This is a genomic window from Mesorhizobium sp. M8A.F.Ca.ET.208.01.1.1 (assembly GCF_004791315.1).
Lineage (GTDB): Bacteria > Pseudomonadota > Alphaproteobacteria > Rhizobiales > Rhizobiaceae > Mesorhizobium.
The window spans coordinates 14,455-32,259 of record NZ_SRUT01000008.1 but is presented as its reverse complement, the minus strand read 5'-3'; the positions used below and the strand labels follow the sequence as shown (position 1 = coordinate 32,259).

Sequence of the window (17,805 nt, the reverse complement as noted above, 5' to 3'; positions counted from 1 at the left end):
CGTCTCATCGCGTTGGCCTTCTGAGTTTGACGTTTTTCTCAGGCGGGTTTGACAGTTTTCGTTCGCCGCCTGTTCACTTCGGCGTCGAAACTCGAGACCACCGCAGTCATTTTCCGGGCCTTGTTGGCGCGCTTAGAATAGTGCCGCGCCATCTCGATCGTCTTCTGTCCGAGCATGTCGGCTATGGTGCGTTCGTCGTAGCCCATCTCTGCGAGAATGGTTGCGACGGTATGACGAAGGCCCTTGAGCGTCAGGCCTGGCTGAATGGTGCCGGCCTTTTCCAGTCCCTTCCGAATCGGCCGCCACGAGGCGCGGAAGCCGGAGACAGTCCAGGGCCGGCCGAAGCTGTTGGCGCAGAGCGTGATGGCGTCATGCTTCGGTGCCGCCGCAAGCACCGCCAGGACGGGCGCCGGCAGCGGATACCACACCGGCTCGCCGGTCTTGCCGCGACGGGCATCGATCATGCCGCCTGAAATTGCCGTGGGAGGGATTTTCAGCGCGTCCTGCGGGTCCAGCCCGCAATACATCATCAGCGACACCGCCAGGGCCATGTGCGCCGGCAGCGCGGCCTCGACGGCATCGCGCTCGGCATCGGCCCACGGCCGGTTTGCTTCCGGCACGCCGCGCGGCCGGCGAATGCCCTTGATCTTGGCCGCTGGATTGATCTTGAGATAGCCGCGCTCGACGCCCCAGGCGAACAAGAGCGCCATGACGGTCCGGACATAGTTGCCGAATCGCCGGCCGTGCTGGACCGCCGCCTTGTCGCGGATCCTCACGACGAGCGGCGGCGTGAAGCGGTCGAGCATCGTGTCGGCGATCGGCTGAAGGTAATCGAAGCATTTCTGATAATCGTCGCGGGTGCGCGCAGCAAGATCGGTGAAGTACGGGCTGCCACGATAGCGCGCGATGAGCTGCCCGAGCGTGCCCGGCTTCGGGCTATCGGCCTTGTCGACCAGGGCGACGATGCGTGCACATTCGGCAAAGAAGGTGATGCCGCCGAGCGGAAACTTGGCCACGTCGACCATGGCGCCGGTCTTGCGATGCTGGCAGCGCCATTTGAACGGCGGTTTGCGGTCGCGCCAGATCTTGAAGCCCTTGACGCGGACGATCGCCATCAGCCGAGCTTTCCGACCAGGTCGTCATCGCTCGACGCATCGCCGGATTTCAGGCTATCGAGCCAAGTGTCGAGATCGCGCATATCGTAACGCCGCTGCCCGTTCGGCATCGAAACCGGCGTGACGTTGCATTCTGCCGGAAAGCGCTTCGGCACGATCCCGCAATAGTCGGCCGCCTCGCGCGCGTCGAGCATGCGCCGCGGCGAAACCTTGATATTGAGGGTTGCGCTGGACATTTACGCTAAGCCGCCATCGTATTTTTTGTCGTCGGATGTGGCCACGACCAGATCTCCAAGCTGATGGTCGCCTTCAGGCGTCATTGGACTGTCCATCAAAATTCGCTTGCCAATGGCTTTGAGGTGGTCGGCGCCGATAACAAAACGATTTCCGGAAGCCAACGAATCAACCGAGCGAAAGACGCGTTCGGCTTCATCGTCGGGCAGATTCTGGAGTTGTTCAGAGCTGGTAAAAAAGAAACGCACGTCGCAAAGGCATCGCCGGTCGAAAGTCATCCAGGCGGCGGTGCCGTCCTCCTGAAGCTCGAACCTCTTGATCGCAAATCCAGCCGTTTCAAAGCCCTTGTTCATCGCAACGACCATAAAAGTAGCAAGCGACCTGGACCTGCCGAGAAATGCTTCCGACAATCCGGGGTGCTCTGGGTGTCTGACTAGCAAGCATTTCGAAAACAGAAGGTCGGCGACCACGAACGCATCAGCAGGCCGGCGGGAAACGAGCGTGAGAATATGAAACATGCCCTCGGCAATGGTCATGTGCGGCGCGGATTGCCCGCGTGGGCCGGATGATATTTTCAGCGCTTCCCTGAGGGGACGACAGCGCTGATCAATTTCGCTTAACGGCCGGCCTGTGATGGACGCGAGGAATTGCTGGAGTTCGCGAGAGCGCATCAAATCACCCCTTTTGGTAAACTCTGCCAAAATATCCGACATTATCGCGAGTCGTCAATGGCAGTTTTTACCAAAAATTCCGCCGTGGAAGCCGGGTCAGCAAATTTGCAGACCCGACTGTCGCCCGAGGCGGACCGCACCACCGTGTGACATTGCCAAAGGTGGCGAGCTTAGCCACCGTTAAATCAGGCTGTTACAGCAGCAGTTCCCCGTGAAACATTTGAGCGCTGCGCCTTGGTGACCCGGCGGATATCGCGGCCCAAGACCTGCATGATCTTGTCGCCTTCATCGAATACCCACTTGCGATGCACGTCGAGCTTGATCTGGATGTCTTCCAACGACACTGCTTTGAAGCGCAGGATTCTGCCGGCCGCCCGATCAGTTCGCCTGAACTGATCCCCGTACGCTTTGTCGACAGCAGCAAAACCGCTCTTGTGTCGCGCCACCTCATAGGCAGCGTCCCAAGCCTCGTCCTTGGCAACGCGGTCGAGATCTCCCAACGATTTCCGTTTCGGTTGAGCCGGACACATCGCAAAAAACCGCTGCTCGGCAGCGTTGAAAACCTTCCGGTGCTTGTTGAACGTACGAAGTTCGACGTTGAACGCTTTCTGCAATGCCTGCAGCTCGACAGCCACGCCGCCAGCTTGGCGGGTCTGCATATTTGAAGGCCCGCCATCGGCCGCGACCGCGACGGCAGTAGGCATAGCGATCGCCGCAAGACCTGCCGAGGCACCGATGATGGAACGGCGGTTGACGTGCTGATTCATAACGCTCTCCATGAGTTTGCCTCCTTCCGCCGATGAGATCATATGGCATCGCGTTCCAGCGACGAGACCATGCCGCCCTGCTTTTTGGGGACATCCTCCGGCGCTGGCCGACGTGGTTTCTACTTTCTCAACTTTGAGCTGGTTTTCCTCGGCAAATCGCCGCGCCTGGTCGAGGACGCGCTGCTGAAGATGAGGCGGAGCCTTCAGCCACTCCGAGATCAATGTCACGAAACTGTGCTTGGGCTGGCCTTCGGCCGCCGCTGCCTTGATATTCGACATGGAGTCTCTCTCACGGTTGGGACCGGCTTTCTACGGCCGGCGGAAAGCGTTCCCGTTCGGAACGGTTTTCCACATCGGTAGCGGACCGAAAGCCGGGGGGTAGAAACCAGCCGTGAGACTGGCGCGACGCTTTTAAGGGTTTCCCCTCTGGACAGAACGGCGCCCCCCGGCCATATAGGTCGGGTCTGGAGCCGTGCCGCCAAGCACGTCCAATAAATGTTCCAATGCGGAACATTTTTCATCCGAGCTTCCCCGCCAAGGGAAGCGCGACCCCGCCAAGGGTCATTTCGGAGATATCACGGTCCGGGATTCTACGCCCACGGACACGTTCCGCTTATTCGCCCCAATAATCAATTCCCCTCCCGGGGGAAAAACATTCTCGCATGGAATGTTTCGAGCAAAATTCCAGACCGGAAACTTGCTTCCGTGACCGGCACTGAAACAGGAGTTGCGGAAAAGTCTTCCCGTCTGGAATAGTTTTCAGCCGGCGAGCGCCAGGCCGACACCGATGCCGAGGCCGATAGCCACGCCGGTGGCGAGGTTGCCGGCGAACTTCAGGACGAAAAGGCCGTAGCGGTCTCGCAGGCTGGGCTGCGGGGCTTTCAGGAGGCGCACAAGTTCGTCCAGGGCGGTTTCCATGGGCGCCACCATAGCGCGGGCTGATTCCGCTGTGAATCCCCTTCATCATCGTGGTTGCAACGAAATGACGTGTGGGTGCGCGAGACGAGAGCCTCCCGCAGCCTCTGTTATCGTTCGCCCGGTTTCGGCCGCTAAACCATCTTGTGAAGCAACAGAATGATAGAACCCAGATAGCACTTGGTCATCCTCAGTGATGCCGGTCCAATCTATCGTGGGACTGTTTGCCTGGTTTACAAATCCAATGAGGGCTCCGTTTGCCACAACGTTAATTGACATCGAGAGCGTCGCGCTACTATTCGCAGCAACCGCATCGGCGGTGCCGAAGAGGGTAGCGGAATAGCCGACCAGTCTATACACGCCGATGTCGCACCGCGCCTGACTGCCGCCAAAGGTTACAATGATCGTGGCGCTCGTCCCGGCAGGCACTTCAACCAACGCGATTCCGGTTGCGCCTCGGCTTCCGATCGAAAAGAGGGAAGTCTGCGCTATTCCGTTTACTGTCACTCCAGTGACGCTGGCCGCGCCACTGGCAAAATCGCCCCCACAACAGCATATTGCCAGCACACGGTTTGAGTCCGCTGCTCCGATGTCTACCGAATTGAAGGTGAAGCTGCTCGCCGTACCTGATTGCCCGGTGAATCCAAGCCATGTTTTGGCTATTCCGCTTGGCGCCGCCGCATCGGCAAACTGGTCGATGTCGATCGAGAACGGCCCGGCATCGGCATTGTTGAACCACAGCGCCAGGCCGAAGGTGGTGACGCCGGAGACGTTGGAGAAGGGCGTCGGCGTCTGGCCGGTGTATTCGTCGGTATAGGTAACGCCGTCCGGGCTGGTCTGGAACTTGTATGTCGCGCCGTCGGCCGAGACGACGAGCCTGATGTAGTTCGGCCCGGCCTGCGTGCCGTTGGCCGATGCACCGCCATCCGATGTGGTGTGGCCGGTCTGCGCGTTCCAGCCGTTCGGCGGCGTGCCGTTGACCTGGTATTTGTGCAGCCCGGTCGAGCCGTCGCCGCGCAGGCCGACGATGTGGAAGTCGTTGTTGGTCTTCAGCCCGAGGCCGACCATGGCGAGCTTGCCCTGCTGGGCCAGCTGCGAGAAATGCGTGACATAACGAAACGTGTATTGCCGGCCGGCGGCGATGTTGGCCAGGGGATAGACCACCTTGCCGAATGCGCCTGTCCTGGTCTTGCCCTTGAGCGTGGTGTTGCCCGATGCCGTGGTACTGGCGACAGGCTCGTCGACGAAGCCGCCATCGGTGACGCCAGCATTCCCGCCAACCACTACGGCCCGGCCGCGAACCGAACCTCCTGAAAGCATATCTGGTAGCAACATCAGGCTTCTCCTTTCGATTCGACGATCGTCGAGACGCGTTCCGGCAGACTCTCTGCGCGGCGCCGGGCGCGGTCGGCCGCGGCGGCTTTCTTGTCGGCGCGGATCCGGCGCAGGAGGTGCAGCACGTCGCGCTGCGGCAAACCGAACTGCGCGGCGATCGACGTGGCGAAGTCGGCAAGCATGCCTGCGTTCTCGTCGTCGACGGCCTGCGCCAGCTTCGTCATCTCGGCCCGAACCGTTGCCGCGTCGACCAGGCGGCCGAGCTGCGCCTCCTCTTCCAGCGCGGCGACGCGGTTGCGACGGCGTTCCGACTGCAGGCGTTCCTGCTTGATCTCGTCGTCGACCGTCGTCGGCTTCGGCGGCCGGCCGACATCGTCCGCCGCCTCTTCCTGCTCGACCAGGTCCAGCCGCGTCGAGAGGCCATTGCCGAGCGCCTGGCCGATGTCGCGGCGCTGCCGGATCTGCTCGATCGCCTTGGCGACGATGACCTTGGCGTTGCGGCCCTCGCCTTGGAGCGCGTCACGCCCGATCGTGCCTTCCGCAAGGTATTGGCTGACGCGACCACGCGTGACGTTGATATGTCGTGCAAAGGCGGCCTTCGACATCGTGGTCATGATCTTTAAGCCGGCTCTGGGTCGTCTTTCCTGCCACCGGTCAACGGCGTCAGACGCGGCGGCGGCCGGCTTGATGGGAACGAAAGGTTGAACTCGCCGCGTTCGGCACGTCGCAGCGCATCGCGGAACAGGTCGATCATCTGGTCTGAAATTTGGTGCTCGTGCCGGCCGCCGGCGTCGCCGATGGCGCAGACGAGCGCGCCCGTGAGATGCGCGAAGACCTTGTGCGCATCGCATCCTTGCGCTGCCATCTCGGGCATCGTCACCCTGTTCAAGAACTGCTGGGTGTAGTGGTTGCACCACTTGCCGTTTTCGCCTTCGAACGCGCCGAGCTCGGGATGGGGAAAGGTCATCAGCGGGGCCTCCGGCCGTTGCTCGCAGTCGCCTCGCGTTGCAAGAACCGCTGCAGTCGGTTGAGCGCGATATCCCCGATCGTCAGATCATCGATCTGCTCCCCGCCCGGCAGCTGCAGGATGATAGGCGTGCGGTGGTTGCCGCTGGCACCGGATGACGCCAGTAAGGGTGAAACAAGCCCACCGCCGGCGAACCGCTGCACAGACATCGACCTGTTGAAACCGTCGACGGCACCGCCGAAACGGAAGCCCCGGATCGCCCTGAAGAAATCGCGCGGGATCTTCATCTGGTTAAGCGCGTGCATGAAGCCAGGGCCATAATAGGCAGTGGCCTTGGCCTGCATGATGAATTCCCTGACGGAAGCCATGATCGGGATGCTGTCGCTGGTCGGCGTACCGGGACCGCTGGCGATGTAGCCGCCGGTGGCAAAGCCGCCGCGCGAACCGCCGCCGGACGACGATGAACTCGACGACGCCTGCGACCGCAGCCTTTGGGCCTCGGCGACGGCCTGCTGCAGGGCCGCGATGATCGAGCTGATCTCCGAGCGGATCTGGCCGGCAAGGCTGCGGATGACCGAGGTCAGGTTGCCGAAGCCTCCCTGGATGAGTGCGCCAAGGCCGGAGAAGATGCCGGAGAAGATCGACGGCAGCGCCTTGAATGGGTCGGCAACCGCCGCGGCGGCCTGCTGCGCGCCGCTGGTGTCGATCTCGGCAAGCGCACTGTTGAGGCCACCGACGGCCTCTGACGCAGCGCCGGGTAGTTTCTGCACTTCCGAAATGACGCCATCGACAGCTGTCGCAACCGCCGAATTGAGACCGCCGCCAGTGTCGTCGGCCGGATTGAATGCTGTATTGAGGCCAAGCGCCGCTTCATCGGCCGCAGGCTTGATGCGCTGGATGTCGGCGACGATACCATCGACGGCCGGCGTGACGGAGTTGGTGGTCAGCGAATCGGGAACGGTTCGGATGTGACTGGCTATATCGTCGGCGACGGCCTTGACCTTGTCGCCGGCCGTTTTGGCGCTGGCGCCGACGTCGTCGAGCGCCTTTTTCGACTGCTCGGCGCTGGTGGCGACACCGTTCACCACGTTGAAGACTTCTTTCGAAAGCTGGCCGCCGGCACCGCCGCCGCGAAACACGGTGATCGTATGCGACAGGCCTTCGACCTTGGTCTTCGCTTCGTCGGTCGCGGCGCCGAATTCCTTGACGCCCGCGGCGGCCGCTTTGCTGTCGGCGCTGTAGCCGGCAATTCCAAGTGCAGCCTGTTTGGCCGCGAACTCGGAGTCGGTGAGCTTGCCGGTCAGAAGCCCGATGAAATTCGCGCTCTCCTGGCTGTCCTGCGTCAGCTTGTGCGCGTTCTCGCTGATATCGAGGAATTGCTGTGCGAGCTTGCCAAGTTCCGGATTTGCCGCGCCGATCTTCGCGACTTCCGCGCGAAAGGCCTCGACATCCTTCGTCCCCTGGAACTGCTTGAAGACTTCGAAAAGCTGATCGGCGGCGTGCGGCAAGAGCCCGTCGAACTGCTCGATCGAATTGATCGCATCGTCGATTGCGCTGCTCAACCCCTTGTTGGCGGCGTCCTGCGATAGGCGCGCCTGGATAAGCGCGGCGTCTTTGACCTGTTGCGACATTTCGGCGACCTTGCGGCCGGCCTGTTCATAGGCGCTGCCTACCTTGCCGATAAGGTCTTCATGGACGCGAAGCGCAATGGTGGCCTCGCCGGTCCGCGTCGCCCAGATGGCGATCGTGGCGCCAACCAGCGCAAGCGCGGCGATGATGGGGTTCGCGCCGAGAAAGAGCAGCGCGCCACTGAGCAGCCGAAAGCCCGCAACCAGTGAGGCGACGCCCTGAAGGGTCACGCCGAATGCACGCGTCATCAGCCCGAGACCGAACAGCAGTGGGCCGATCGACGCCCCGACGCCGGTGATGACGGTGCCGAACTGCAAGACGTCAGGGCTCAGCGTCGCCAGCGCCTGCGTCCAGTCGGTCAGCTTAATGACAACGTTGGTCACGAAATCAAGGAAGCCAGACTTGCCGATAGCGATCGAAAGGTTCTCTACCGCGCTATTGAACTGGTCGAGTTCACCGACCAAGCCTTTCACGCGCGTCGCGGCAATCTCGGCCGAATCGGTGTTCTTCAACTTGGCCAGCATCTCATCGATGCCCTTGCCGCCCAGCTTCATCAGCGCGATGGCGGTGCGCATGGCGTCGGTGCCAAATATCGTCTGTACGTTATCGGTCAGATTTTCCTGTGACAGCTTGCCGAGCTTGTCCTGCAACACCTGGGCGGTCTGCGACATGGTCAGGGCTTTGCCATTCGCATCGAAGAACTTCAGCCCTAGCTTCTCCATGGCAGCCGCAGCCTGCTTGGACTGAGGCACAAGCCGGGTCAGGAAGGTCTTGAACGATGTGCCGGCATCCGAACCGGAAGAGAACGACGAAGCCGTCGCCGCCAGCACCGCGTTGAAATCCTGGAAACTGACGCCCAGCGCTCCGGCCGCGCCGCCGGCCTGGCCGATGGCGGCGGCGTAGTCATCAAAGCTCAATTTGGACTCGATCGTCGCGCCGGTGATGGAATCGACAATGCCTGGGAGCTGCGCGGCGCTCAGCTTAAACTGGTTGATGACGTCGCCGATGACGCCTGCGGCCGGAGCAAGGCTGGTGTCGTTGGCGGCGGCGAGGTCGACTGTCGCCTTGGCGGCACCTTCCATGATGGTTTTGTAGTCGAGGCCAACCTTCGCCAACTCAGTCATGCCCTGCGCAGCTTCAGTCGACGAGAAGACCGATGCCTGTCCGAGTTCCTGTGCCTTCTTCTCAGCATCGCCAAGAGCCTGTCCAGCCACGCCGGCGTTGACGGCGAAGCTGTTCATCGCCTTCTGGAAATCGCCGGCCTGCTTGAGGATGCCGACGCCAGCGCCAACGATCGGCAGCGTCAGTGCCGTCGCCATCGTCTTGCCGACGGCTTGGATCTGCTTTCCGGTGTCGACGAAGGACCCGCCGAGCGATTTGATCTGGACCTCGGCCTGCTTCAACGAATTGAAGAACCCCGGCGACAGCCCCTTGGTCGCGGCGGCTGCAGCCTGCAGGTCCTTGAACGCCTTGCGGCCGGCGGCGCCGAATTCCTCGAGCTCGCGCTTGAGCTCCTTGCCGCCGTCGAGTTCGATCCGTTGTTTGATTGTCGTCGCCATCTTTTCAGACCTCGATTCTTAGCCTTTCCATATCGTTTCTAGGAAAAAGCGTGGTGCTGGATGAGGTGCGGCATCACAGCAACGTCACCGCGATGACGACGCCGCAGGCCAGGGCAAAGGCGAGCAAAGGAAGTTGCCCTCCACCGGCCGATCGACAGGAGATGCCTCGGCGCGGTTGGAGGGGATCAGGGCTGAGTGCCCCGATGCACGACAATGGCGGGATTGTGCGGATGAAGAAAGGTTTCGCGAGGCCGCATCCCGCCTTCCGTTTTTTGATCTGCCGCTTGACCATCAGAATCCCTCGCAAATTCGGAAAGATCAGCCGCCGCCAGCCTCTCCGTTGCGGCGTGCATTGCCCGTCGCGCGGTCGAACGCGGCGTTGATGTGCTCGATCACGCCTGCCCACGATGACGAGGCCTTGGGGCCTTCATGTCTGCGGCGGCGTCCTTCCTCGATTTCGGCGTTGATGGCCTCGATCTCGGGACGCAACTCGGCGAGTGTCGGCGCGGTCCTTGCGATCGAATTGCCGATGAGGCGGCGGCCGGCCTTGAGTGCGGCGGCGTTGTGTAGATAGACCATGCGATCATCCTCATATTGGCCATTGATGGAAAACGTGCTCTGCCGCTCCTCGGCGGTGAATGCGGACCAAGTGGCGGGGTCGTCGACCGCTTTGAAGAACGCGAAAATATCGGCGCGGTCGGCAAATCGGGCCTCGCCGCTCTCGATCGCGGCGCGCCAATGCGGCGGAAAAGTTGCGGGGACCGTCATTTCAAACTCCGTCTTGCTGGTGTGTTTGAGCCGGGCGCCCATGTTTCGCCCGAAATCTTTATTCCGGATCCGGCCCGACAATGCCGAGCAGCGCGCGCGGATCGGTATCGGGCCTGAAGGCAACATCGCCTCTGGTCTTCTCGACCATCATGACTTCGGTGCGCTCCTCGTCGAGCAGCGCGGCGGCGATCTGTGCCAGCTTCTTGGCCCTGGTGTCGTCATCGAGCGCTACGCTGTCGTCGGCGAGGCTGTCGACCTCCTTGTCGAGCGCGGCCAGCAGGGCGTCGCGATGAAGCCAGGCAAGCAGCGACAGCGCATCCGGGCCGGCGGCATTGGCAGCACCGATGAGACGCCGCGCGGCGGCGTCGTCTGACGTCACGAGCAATCCGGCGGTCGAGACGGGCATTGTCAGGGCCGGCCAGCCGATTGCCTCGCCGTACTCGATCGCGTTGAACACGTTCGGGCGGCCCTTCTCTGCCAGCTCCTCGACCTCGGCCCGGATTCGCTCTTTGACCTTGGAAGAAGGCAGCGGCGCAGTCCGCACCTCCTGCCTGTCGGCCCGCAAAGTGGCGATCGCCTTGCGGCTTGCGTCTATGCTGGCCGCCGGCTTCCGTTCGAACTTGCCGCCGCCGGTGAACAGCTCGAGCCTCGAGTGAGAATGCACCGCGCGGGCGATGTAACCCTCGACGGCATCGATCAGCCTGGCCAGTTCGTGCGATCGGAAAGCGCGGGAATCCCGTTTTTCAGTGATGCGCGCGAAGCGTTCGCTTGCGCTGGCAAACGTGGCCTCAGCCTGGACAACAGAAGGATGATCGAGGGCGTAACTGCGGTGACCCTTGCCGTACCGCTGCGCGACATTGTGATCGGTCAGAATCAGGACGCGCAACTTTGCGTCACTTTTGTTTTTGCGCGCCTCCTCCCATGCTTCGGCTTGCGCCCAGACGGCCTGGCGCAGGTCATCGAGCTGCTCACGCAGGGCGACGAGTTTCGCCCTGGCGGGCGGCGGCAGCAGGTCGGCGACATCTGCCGGGGTTCCGATCTGGCGCATTCCGATTGCGGCATTAAGCGACGGCTCCGGCGCCATGTCGGCGATGGTGTTCCCAGGTGTCCGGGCGATCGGCACGGTGTCGGCGACGATCGACCCATGCGAGGAGGCGTGAGCATCGGCCCTCATTCCGCGCGAGGCGGCGGCGAGCAGGTCTTTGGACATGAAATTTTCTCCGTTGTTGGGCCTGTGATTTGAACTATGCGCGTGAGCGCTGGCGATCCGAAGGGGGGGCTGGCCGCCACACGGTTTCAACCTTTTCAAGCACTTCCGCGATGCGACGCCGGGAAAGCGGATGCGGATGCGCGTTCATCGCCATCCATAGCCAGGCTTGCGGCCGACCGGCATATCGTGGCGGGCAGACATCGAGGATCCGGTCGCGGCGCCATCCGTTGCCGGCGTAGCGGTCCATCTCTCGCTCGATGTCGGCGGCAGAAAGACCCAGAGCGGCGAGCTGCAGGATGGCGCCGTCGCGGACCACGAGCGCCGCGCGCTGCTTGTGCATCGGTGACAGGGCCTTCGCGAAGGCCAGCAAGGATCCGGCGTCGACCCCGGCGAGTGCCATGCGTTCGGCCTCGTCGAGATCGGCGAGGACCAGGCCGACGGTCGCGGTGGCGAGCGTGTTCATGGGTGGCGCCAAGGCTGCGGCTTTGGCCCGCGCGTCACGCCGATCCGGACCTCGACAACCTTGCCGTGTTGTTTAGGGCAGCAATGTTTAGGCTCGCCTAAACACGTCAGACTGGAGGAGGATCGCGCTACGCCGCCCCGCATACGTTTTTGGCCTGGGGAGGACCCGCCAAAAGTCACGGCGTCGCCCTCGCGAGCGCTTCATCAGTCACCGCTTTCACGTCCTCCATCACGTTGAGGATCGTGTCGGCTATGTCCTCTCCGGTCGCTTGCTCGCCGCACTGGGCGGCAAGCCATCGCTCGAGGCGCAGGATTTCCCGCACGTCGATGACGATGCGTTCGAACGCCCTGGCGATCTCCATGTCGGTCAGCTTGGCCGTCATGGCGTCACTCCGGGCTTGTGGTTCCACTTCGGATTCTTCCGCTCGAAGGGCGATGGTCCTGCCGGCTTGTCGGGCACTGGTGCCCTTGGCTGTGTCCGCTCGGGTAGAGCTTTCCACATTCGCTCGCCGAGATACTTGGCAAAGCTGCAGATCAGCTTGCGGCCAGCCGATCGGTTGACAGCCACGAACCTCTCGATCTCGTTGGCGCCCTCGATGCGGTCTGAAAGCGACAGGCTGTTCCACACCTTCAGCGCGGTCTTGGGACTGTCGACGACAGGCCAACGCTTGAGCGCCTGATCAAATCCGTCTCGCGCGCGCTCTCTCTCAATTGGAGTGGTGTATGGACTGTTAGACTGAACGTCCTTCAGTGCCTCGTTGGAACGACGTTCAGTGCCTCGTGGCGTAAGGCACTGAACGTCCTTCAGTGCCTCGTTCGGCTGAGGCACTGAACGTGCTTCAGTGCCTTCGGCGTCTGGCCACCTCGCCTCATACTCGTGATTTTTCCATTTCCGACCGGCGAGGCCGTGCTTGGTGACGGTCAGCCAGCCGGCGCTTTCGGCCTTCGCTATGTGTGTGCAGACCGACCGCTCAGAAAGGCCGGTCGCCTGTTCGAGCTGCTTGGTTGTCGGATAGCAGCCGCCGCCCAAATCGTTCATGAAGCAGGATATCGTCAGCAGCACATGGCGCGTCGTTGGCTCAAGGCCAGACGAAATAATCGCGTGGCGCCAGCTCCACGACGTTGACTGCACTTTCGCCATCAAAGCGCGACCTTTGCCTCGCGGATCACGGCGACCGCCTGCAACGGCGTCAGACCGAACCGGCGGCGCAGGGTAGGAATGATGGGGTGTTCAATGCTGGTCAGGTTGGCGCGATACCATGCGGCAGCAATGTCTATCGCGGCGTTCGACTGATGGCAGAGGCCTGTCGTTCCGCCGACCGGCAAGTTTGACAAATCGACGCTAAGTGATTGATTTCCGACGTGCGGTTTGACGCAACTTTCGCTGTAAGTATTTGATTTTGGCTGCTTAGCCGTTGACTGAAAATCCGCGTGTCGGTGGTTCGAATCCGCCTCTGGGCACCATCTTTTTAAAAGAAAATCACGTTCTTATATAGAGCGACCACCTGATCGTTCTCGTGTGGCATGCGCCTGTTGCAGGCGCGTTCGCGGGTCGGCGCTTAGGCTTTCTTGTCGCCATTGGGATTTGGTGCCGGCGCCTCCCGCACGTCTCGCGGTGGCGGATCGACATGCTCAAGCTCCGACGGAGCTTTGTCTGGCCGATCGACGGGTGGCTGCGGGCCGGGCTTCGGCTGTGGTTCTTTGATCTTGGCTGGCATATCCAGTTAACTGGGATCCACAGGCTCTTGTTCCCTGATGCCTTAAAGGACCTGGAGACCGAAGCCGCCAAAAGCGTGTCACGGTGAAACAAACAGATCACAGTTTGCGACAGTCGGGATGAATGATGGTCCGAAGAGCGTTCTAACTTTAGTTCGCCGGGCGCTCTCAAGACCCCGAGCGCCCAAAATCAAATGCTTTTGGGAGAACGATCATGAGACATCTCCTCATTCCGATGGTGGCAGGCTTGTTCATAGGTTCCACCAGCATGGCTTTGGCCACCAATGTTCACACGGTGACGGGCACGACAGGTCAGCCCAGCCAAGAAATCGGAACTGCTCAAACAGGAAGTGCGACCCCCGGCCACGCCAGCTCTGCCCCGGGCTCAGCTTTCAACCCGGATGGAAATGCCGGAACACATTACGCCGGCACCCAGCCGCAAAACTCGAAGAATCCCAAGAGCGTATCTCAGTACGACGTGGCCGGCTTCCAGCAGTCCCATAATAGGTGACAGCACGGTCCGCGGAACAACAGGCCCGGCCGCCGAAGCAGCCGGGCCAACGCATCCCGCCAAGTTGACGCCACTTGTGGGCGTGAGCTCGGGAAACTCGCCGGCACCACGCGAAAGCCGCGGCGAATCTGCTGATCCGAGCGTTTTCTAACCTCGGATCTCGGAATTGATCGGGCCAGGCTCACTTCTCGGCGTGGCGGGGGGTACTCACGGATATCGATGGACGGAACGACTTTGCTCTCACCGGGCTCCTGGGGGATTCAATTTGCTTGGCGCCCCACCATCCCTAGGGCAAACTCCCTGCCGGGGCTGCAGGAGGTGAGATGAGAGCACGCGCGGCTACGCTCGGGGATCTCGAGGATGTCTTCCATAGCCTGTCCAAGCGGATGTCGGACGAGTACGTGGCGGCCGGCAAGGACAGCAAGATCGCCTACGACAATCTGATGATGAATTTGAAGGAAGGCCGGGCGCATGCGCTCGTTGAGGGCGACAAGGCCGTGGCGATCATTGCCTGGCACGAAAACAGCGATGCCGCCGATACGCTGTTTGCCGCGCAGGAGGATTTCTTCCGCGCCTCGACGGTGCGCTTCTGCAAGCGGCATATCAGGCATATCCAGGCGCTGGCCGGCAACCTTCCGATCCATTCGCGCAGCTGGCTGCAGGGGCCTGACGTCGCCAGATGGTTCGGCATCATCGGCTATGTCGAGCGGGGCCAGGAGAACGGCGCCAATCTGTTCGAACTGCCACCGGCTCGCCTCGGCTAAGGAACCCTGGCTGCGGTAGCTGTTCTTCTTTGCCGCGAACGCCGACTGTACATCGCCATCGCCCGCGCAAATTCGTCGATGCGGGTCACCGTCTTCGCTTCCAATCGCTTTAACGCGGCGGCCTTTGCGAATTGCACACTCGGCCGCCTCATGGACTGCCTCGGCAAGCGGCTTGCGCAGGACGACGATTGGCGGGATGTTGCTGGGGGGCAACCGGGGCCAAACCGGCAGGCCGAGACCAATATGGCTGCTGTAAAATGTCGCGAGCTTGCGTCGCCTTTCTTGTCTTTGTTGCCTTGCTGATGCCGGTAGAGGCAAGCGAACGCATGTCTCATCTGTTTGATCGCTCCAACCTGCCGATCGCCTATTTTCGCGAATCGGATCTTGTGACCGCGTACGCGACTGCAATGGCGCGCTTCCGTCTGCAGTTCGCAGGGCGCGCCGGCGAAACCAGCCTTGCGATCCCTCTCGAACCATTGCTTTTGCGGGCGGAATTCCGGGCGCGGACATGGCGCTCGGCGGACGGCAGCTTGTTGCAAGGCTTCGCCGGCAAGGGCGGCTTCCGGTTGACTATCGGTAACTGCCTGGCGCGTATTTGCGCAGCCAGCGAATGCAGCGATGCCGGTTGGCCGGTTTACGCCTGCAGCGACGGACGCAAGCGCAAGATGTCCGTCGCCGATTTTGTGACGGCAAGATTCGATGGCATCCCCTATCGTCGACTGAGCGCCCCTCCTTTACAGCAATGATGGCGCGAGGTGGTTCTTACCGAGACAGGTGTTCAGCCAGGGCGGTATTCGGTTGCCGCAGCGCGAAAGCCGCCTGTACCGAGCGGTTGACCGTCACCGGCAGGATCGGAGGCGACAAACCCGAGAAGGTAGGTGACGCGATCGGGCAACAGCTCCGCAAAACCATCCCCGAGAGGGGCCCAGAGCGGTGCCGGGCGCATCCGCCACAGCGCGATCGGGTTGCGCTCGGCAGGCGTTGATGGTTTGTTGCCGGTCAGCGGAGATCAAGTGATGCGAGAATCCATGGGTCAAGACGAATACGGGTCGGCGAACCCCTTCGATCCGGACGACCTGCCGAATTTGAACGCGATCGGACCAGGGATCGGCAACAACGACTTCGAGAAATACGCGGTCGCCGTGATCATCGTGTTCGGCGCCCTGATTATCGGCGGGCTGATGGCCGCGTCGATGACTTTCGGCCATCGCAACGGCTTCCTCTTCGCTCTGGGCGGCGCCACGTCGGCCTGGATATCGGGAAATGCGCTTTTGCTCGACCGGCCACGCATCTATGCGCTGTTCGTCGGCATTGCCGCCTTGATGCTGATTGCATCGACCATCACGCTGGTGACCTGACGGCTCCTGCCGGGCCATGACGCGGAGGCCGCTCCCGAAGGGTGGAATCCGGCCTCGTCCGGCAAGGAACAGGCTTGCGGCCTGTCAATATCCAAGCGCTTCGCCCGACGCCGCGCGGCTGTCGATGGCGCCATTGTAGCGCGCGCCGCCGCCCTTCTCGATTTCCGCCAGGCTCTTGCCGCCGACGAGAATGCCCGCCGCCTGGCCCCAGCTCTGGTGAGCGAGATCGAGGTGATAGCCCATACCGGCGAGCAGCCTTTCGGTATCGGGCGAAAGCCCGAACGGCTCGACATAGACCGTGTCGGGCAGCCATTGGTGATGGATGCGCGGCGCGTCGATCGCCTCCTGGATGTTCATGCCGTGGTCGATCACATTGACGATCGCCTCCAGCGTGATGGTGATGATGCGCGAGCCGCCCGGGCTGCCGATGACCATGAACGGCTTGCCGTCCTTGGCCACCACGGTCGGGCTCATCGAGGAGAGCGGCGTCTTCTTCGGCTGGATAGCGTTGGCCTCGCCCTGGACCAGGCCATAGAGATTGGGCACGCCGGGTTTCTGGGTGAAGTCGTCCATCTCGTTGTTGAGCAGGATGCCGGTGCCGTCGGCGACGACGCCGGCGCCGAAGGAGCCGTTCAGCGTGTAGGTGACGGCGACCGCGTTGCCGTCCTTGTCGATGATCGAATAATGCGTGGTCTCCTTCGATTCGCCGAAGCCCTTCGGCATCAAATCCTGCGACACGCCGGCCCGGAACGGATCGATCTTGTCGCGGATGTCCTTGGCATAGGTCTTGTCGAGCAGCTTCGAGACCGGATTGTCGACGAAATCCGGGTCGCCGAGCGCCGAGTTGCGGTCGACATAGGCGTGGCGCATCGCCTCGACCATGACATGCACCGTTTCGGCCGAACCGGCGCCGAGATAGGACAGCGGATAGCCCTCCAGCACGTTGAGGATTTCGCAGATGATGACGCCGCCCGAGCTCGGCGGCGGCGAAGAGATGATCTCATAGCCGCGATAGGAGCAGGTGACGGGCTTCAGCTCGCGCACCGCATATTGCTCGAAATCACCCTTGGCCAGGATACCGCCCTTGGCACCGCTCGCCTTGACGATGGCGTCGGCGATGGCGCCTTTGTAGAAGGCATCGGGACCTCTCTCGGAAATGGCCGAGAGCGAGGCGGCAAGGTCGGGCTGAACCAGCTTCTCGCCGATGCCATAGGGCTTGCCCTCGGGTTTGAGGAAGATGGCGGCGGCCGCCGGGTCCTTCGCCAGCCTGTCGGCGCTGCCGGCGAATGAAGCCGCATCGCCCTGATTGAGGATGAACCCGTCCTTGGCATAGGCGATCGCCGGCGCCATCAGGTCCTGCCTGGACAAGGTGCCGTATTTCTCGCGCGCCATCTCGAAACCGGCCACGGAACCCGGCACGCCGACCGCGAGATAGCCGTCGAGGCTGGCGCCCTTCACCGGCTTGCCGTCCTTGTCGAGATACATGGTCTTGGTCGCGGCAAGCGGCGCCCGCTCGCGGAAATCGAGGAAGGTCGATTTGCCGTCCTTGAAGCGGATGGTCATGAAGCCGCCGCCGCCGATATTGCCGGCATTGGGATAGACGACGGCCAAGGCATAGCCGACGGCGACAGCCGCATCGACGGCATTGCCACCCTTTTTCAGAACCTCCACGCCGACTTCGGAAGCCAGATGCTGGGCGGTGACGACCATGCCGTTCTCGCCCTTGGCGGGTGCCGGCGAGGCGGCGAAGACGGCGGCGGATGGTATGAAGGCGAAGGTGATCGAAAGGCTGACGGCAATGAGCGTCCGGCGGGTGAGGTGCAT

21 protein-coding genes are annotated in these 17,805 nt (G+C 62.1%); 4 read left to right on the top strand and 17 right to left on the bottom strand.

What is annotated here, in order from left to right; all coding sequences use genetic code 11:
- Window positions 1-38: 38 nt before the first annotated feature.
- The 16 genes from EN851_RS27180 to EN851_RS27110 form a co-directional block, all read right to left on the bottom strand.
- Window positions 39-1,115 carry a tyrosine-type recombinase/integrase gene (locus EN851_RS27180; RefSeq protein WP_135930377.1) on the bottom strand — a complete coding sequence of 359 codons (1,077 nt, stop codon included), beginning with the start codon at window positions 1,113-1,115 and terminating at the stop codon, window positions 39-41.
- The gene (locus EN851_RS27175; RefSeq protein WP_245511977.1) at window positions 1,115-1,351 is read right to left on the bottom strand and encodes a hypothetical protein; all 237 of its coding nucleotides are present in this window, start codon (window positions 1,349-1,351) and stop codon (window positions 1,115-1,117) included. Before EN851_RS27175 ends, EN851_RS27180 begins: the two co-directional genes overlap by 1 nt.
- Window positions 1,352-2,062, bottom strand: a complete 711-nt coding sequence (locus tag EN851_RS27170) for a hypothetical protein (RefSeq protein WP_135930376.1) — start codon at window positions 2,060-2,062, stop codon at window positions 1,352-1,354.
- A 143-nt stretch (window positions 2,063-2,205) separates the two neighbouring features.
- A complete protein-coding gene (locus tag EN851_RS27165; protein ID WP_135930375.1) occupies window positions 2,206-3,066 on the bottom strand; it encodes a hypothetical protein in 861 nt (286 codons plus the stop codon).
- Window positions 3,067-3,546: 480 nt separating this feature from the next.
- Complete coding sequence (locus EN851_RS36495) at window positions 3,547-3,705, bottom strand: hypothetical protein (RefSeq protein WP_189343533.1); 159 nt, start codon at window positions 3,703-3,705, stop codon at window positions 3,547-3,549.
- Window positions 3,706-3,750: 45 nt separating this feature from the next.
- Entirely contained in the window at window positions 3,751-5,037 is a 1,287-nt protein-coding gene (locus tag EN851_RS27160; RefSeq protein WP_135930374.1) for a hypothetical protein, read from the bottom strand.
- Window positions 5,037-5,651, bottom strand: a complete 615-nt coding sequence (locus EN851_RS27155) for a hypothetical protein (protein ID WP_135930373.1) — start codon at window positions 5,649-5,651, stop codon at window positions 5,037-5,039. The genes EN851_RS27160 and EN851_RS27155 overlap by 1 nt, the downstream gene beginning before the upstream one ends.
- A gap of 5 nt (window positions 5,652-5,656) precedes the next feature.
- Window positions 5,657-6,004, bottom strand: a complete 348-nt coding sequence (locus tag EN851_RS27150) for a hypothetical protein (RefSeq protein WP_135930372.1) — start codon at window positions 6,002-6,004, stop codon at window positions 5,657-5,659.
- Entirely contained in the window at window positions 6,004-9,192 is a 3,189-nt protein-coding gene (locus tag EN851_RS27145; RefSeq protein ID WP_135930371.1) for a phage tail tape measure protein, read from the bottom strand. The genes EN851_RS27150 and EN851_RS27145 overlap by 1 nt, the downstream gene beginning before the upstream one ends.
- A 73-nt stretch (window positions 9,193-9,265) precedes the next feature.
- Window positions 9,266-9,484 carry a hypothetical protein gene (locus EN851_RS27140; RefSeq protein WP_135930370.1) on the bottom strand — a complete coding sequence of 73 codons (219 nt, stop codon included), beginning with the start codon at window positions 9,482-9,484 and terminating at the stop codon, window positions 9,266-9,268.
- A gap of 26 nt (window positions 9,485-9,510) precedes the next feature.
- Window positions 9,511-10,002: a hypothetical protein gene (locus EN851_RS27135; protein WP_135930369.1), complete on the bottom strand. Its 492-nt coding sequence runs from the start codon at window positions 10,000-10,002 to the stop codon at window positions 9,511-9,513.
- Between the two features lie 16 nt (window positions 10,003-10,018).
- Window positions 10,019-11,170: a hypothetical protein gene (locus tag EN851_RS27130; protein ID WP_135930368.1), complete on the bottom strand. Its 1,152-nt coding sequence runs from the start codon at window positions 11,168-11,170 to the stop codon at window positions 10,019-10,021.
- 34 nt (window positions 11,171-11,204) lie between these two features.
- The gene (locus tag EN851_RS27125) at window positions 11,205-11,633 is read right to left on the bottom strand and encodes a hypothetical protein (protein ID WP_135930367.1); all 429 of its coding nucleotides are present in this window, start codon (window positions 11,631-11,633) and stop codon (window positions 11,205-11,207) included.
- A 175-nt stretch (window positions 11,634-11,808) separates the two neighbouring features.
- On the bottom strand, window positions 11,809-12,015 hold the full coding sequence (locus EN851_RS27120) for a hypothetical protein (RefSeq protein WP_135930366.1): 207 nt from the start codon (window positions 12,013-12,015) through the stop codon (window positions 11,809-11,811).
- On the bottom strand, window positions 12,012-12,773 hold the full coding sequence (locus tag EN851_RS27115; protein ID WP_135930365.1) for a helix-turn-helix domain-containing protein: 762 nt from the start codon (window positions 12,771-12,773) through the stop codon (window positions 12,012-12,014). The genes EN851_RS27120 and EN851_RS27115 overlap by 4 nt, the downstream gene beginning before the upstream one ends.
- Window positions 12,773-12,958, bottom strand: coding sequence for a hypothetical protein (locus tag EN851_RS27110; RefSeq protein WP_135930364.1), 186 nt, complete (start codon window positions 12,956-12,958; stop codon window positions 12,773-12,775). The genes EN851_RS27115 and EN851_RS27110 overlap by 1 nt, the downstream gene beginning before the upstream one ends.
- 604 nt (window positions 12,959-13,562) lie before the next feature.
- Here EN851_RS27110 and EN851_RS27105 point away from each other — a divergent pair.
- The 4 genes from EN851_RS27105 (at window position 13,563) to EN851_RS27090 (ending at window position 15,981) form a co-directional block, all read left to right on the top strand.
- Entirely contained in the window at window positions 13,563-13,859 is a 297-nt protein-coding gene (locus tag EN851_RS27105) for an adenylate cyclase (RefSeq protein ID WP_210212440.1), read from the top strand.
- A 323-nt stretch (window positions 13,860-14,182) separates the two neighbouring features.
- Window positions 14,183-14,623, top strand: coding sequence for a hypothetical protein (locus EN851_RS27100; protein ID WP_135930363.1), 441 nt, complete (start codon window positions 14,183-14,185; stop codon window positions 14,621-14,623).
- Window positions 14,624-14,880: 257 nt separating this feature from the next.
- Complete coding sequence (locus tag EN851_RS27095; protein WP_245520816.1) at window positions 14,881-15,369, top strand: hypothetical protein; 489 nt, start codon at window positions 14,881-14,883, stop codon at window positions 15,367-15,369.
- A gap of 270 nt (window positions 15,370-15,639) precedes the next feature.
- On the top strand, window positions 15,640-15,981 hold the full coding sequence (locus EN851_RS27090) for a hypothetical protein (protein WP_015319229.1): 342 nt from the start codon (window positions 15,640-15,642) through the stop codon (window positions 15,979-15,981).
- An 84-nt stretch (window positions 15,982-16,065) separates the two neighbouring features.
- On the opposite strand, the gene ggt is transcribed toward EN851_RS27090, so the two are convergent.
- Window positions 16,066-17,805, bottom strand: coding sequence for a gamma-glutamyltransferase (gene ggt / locus EN851_RS27085; RefSeq protein ID WP_135930362.1), 1,740 nt, complete (start codon window positions 17,803-17,805; stop codon window positions 16,066-16,068).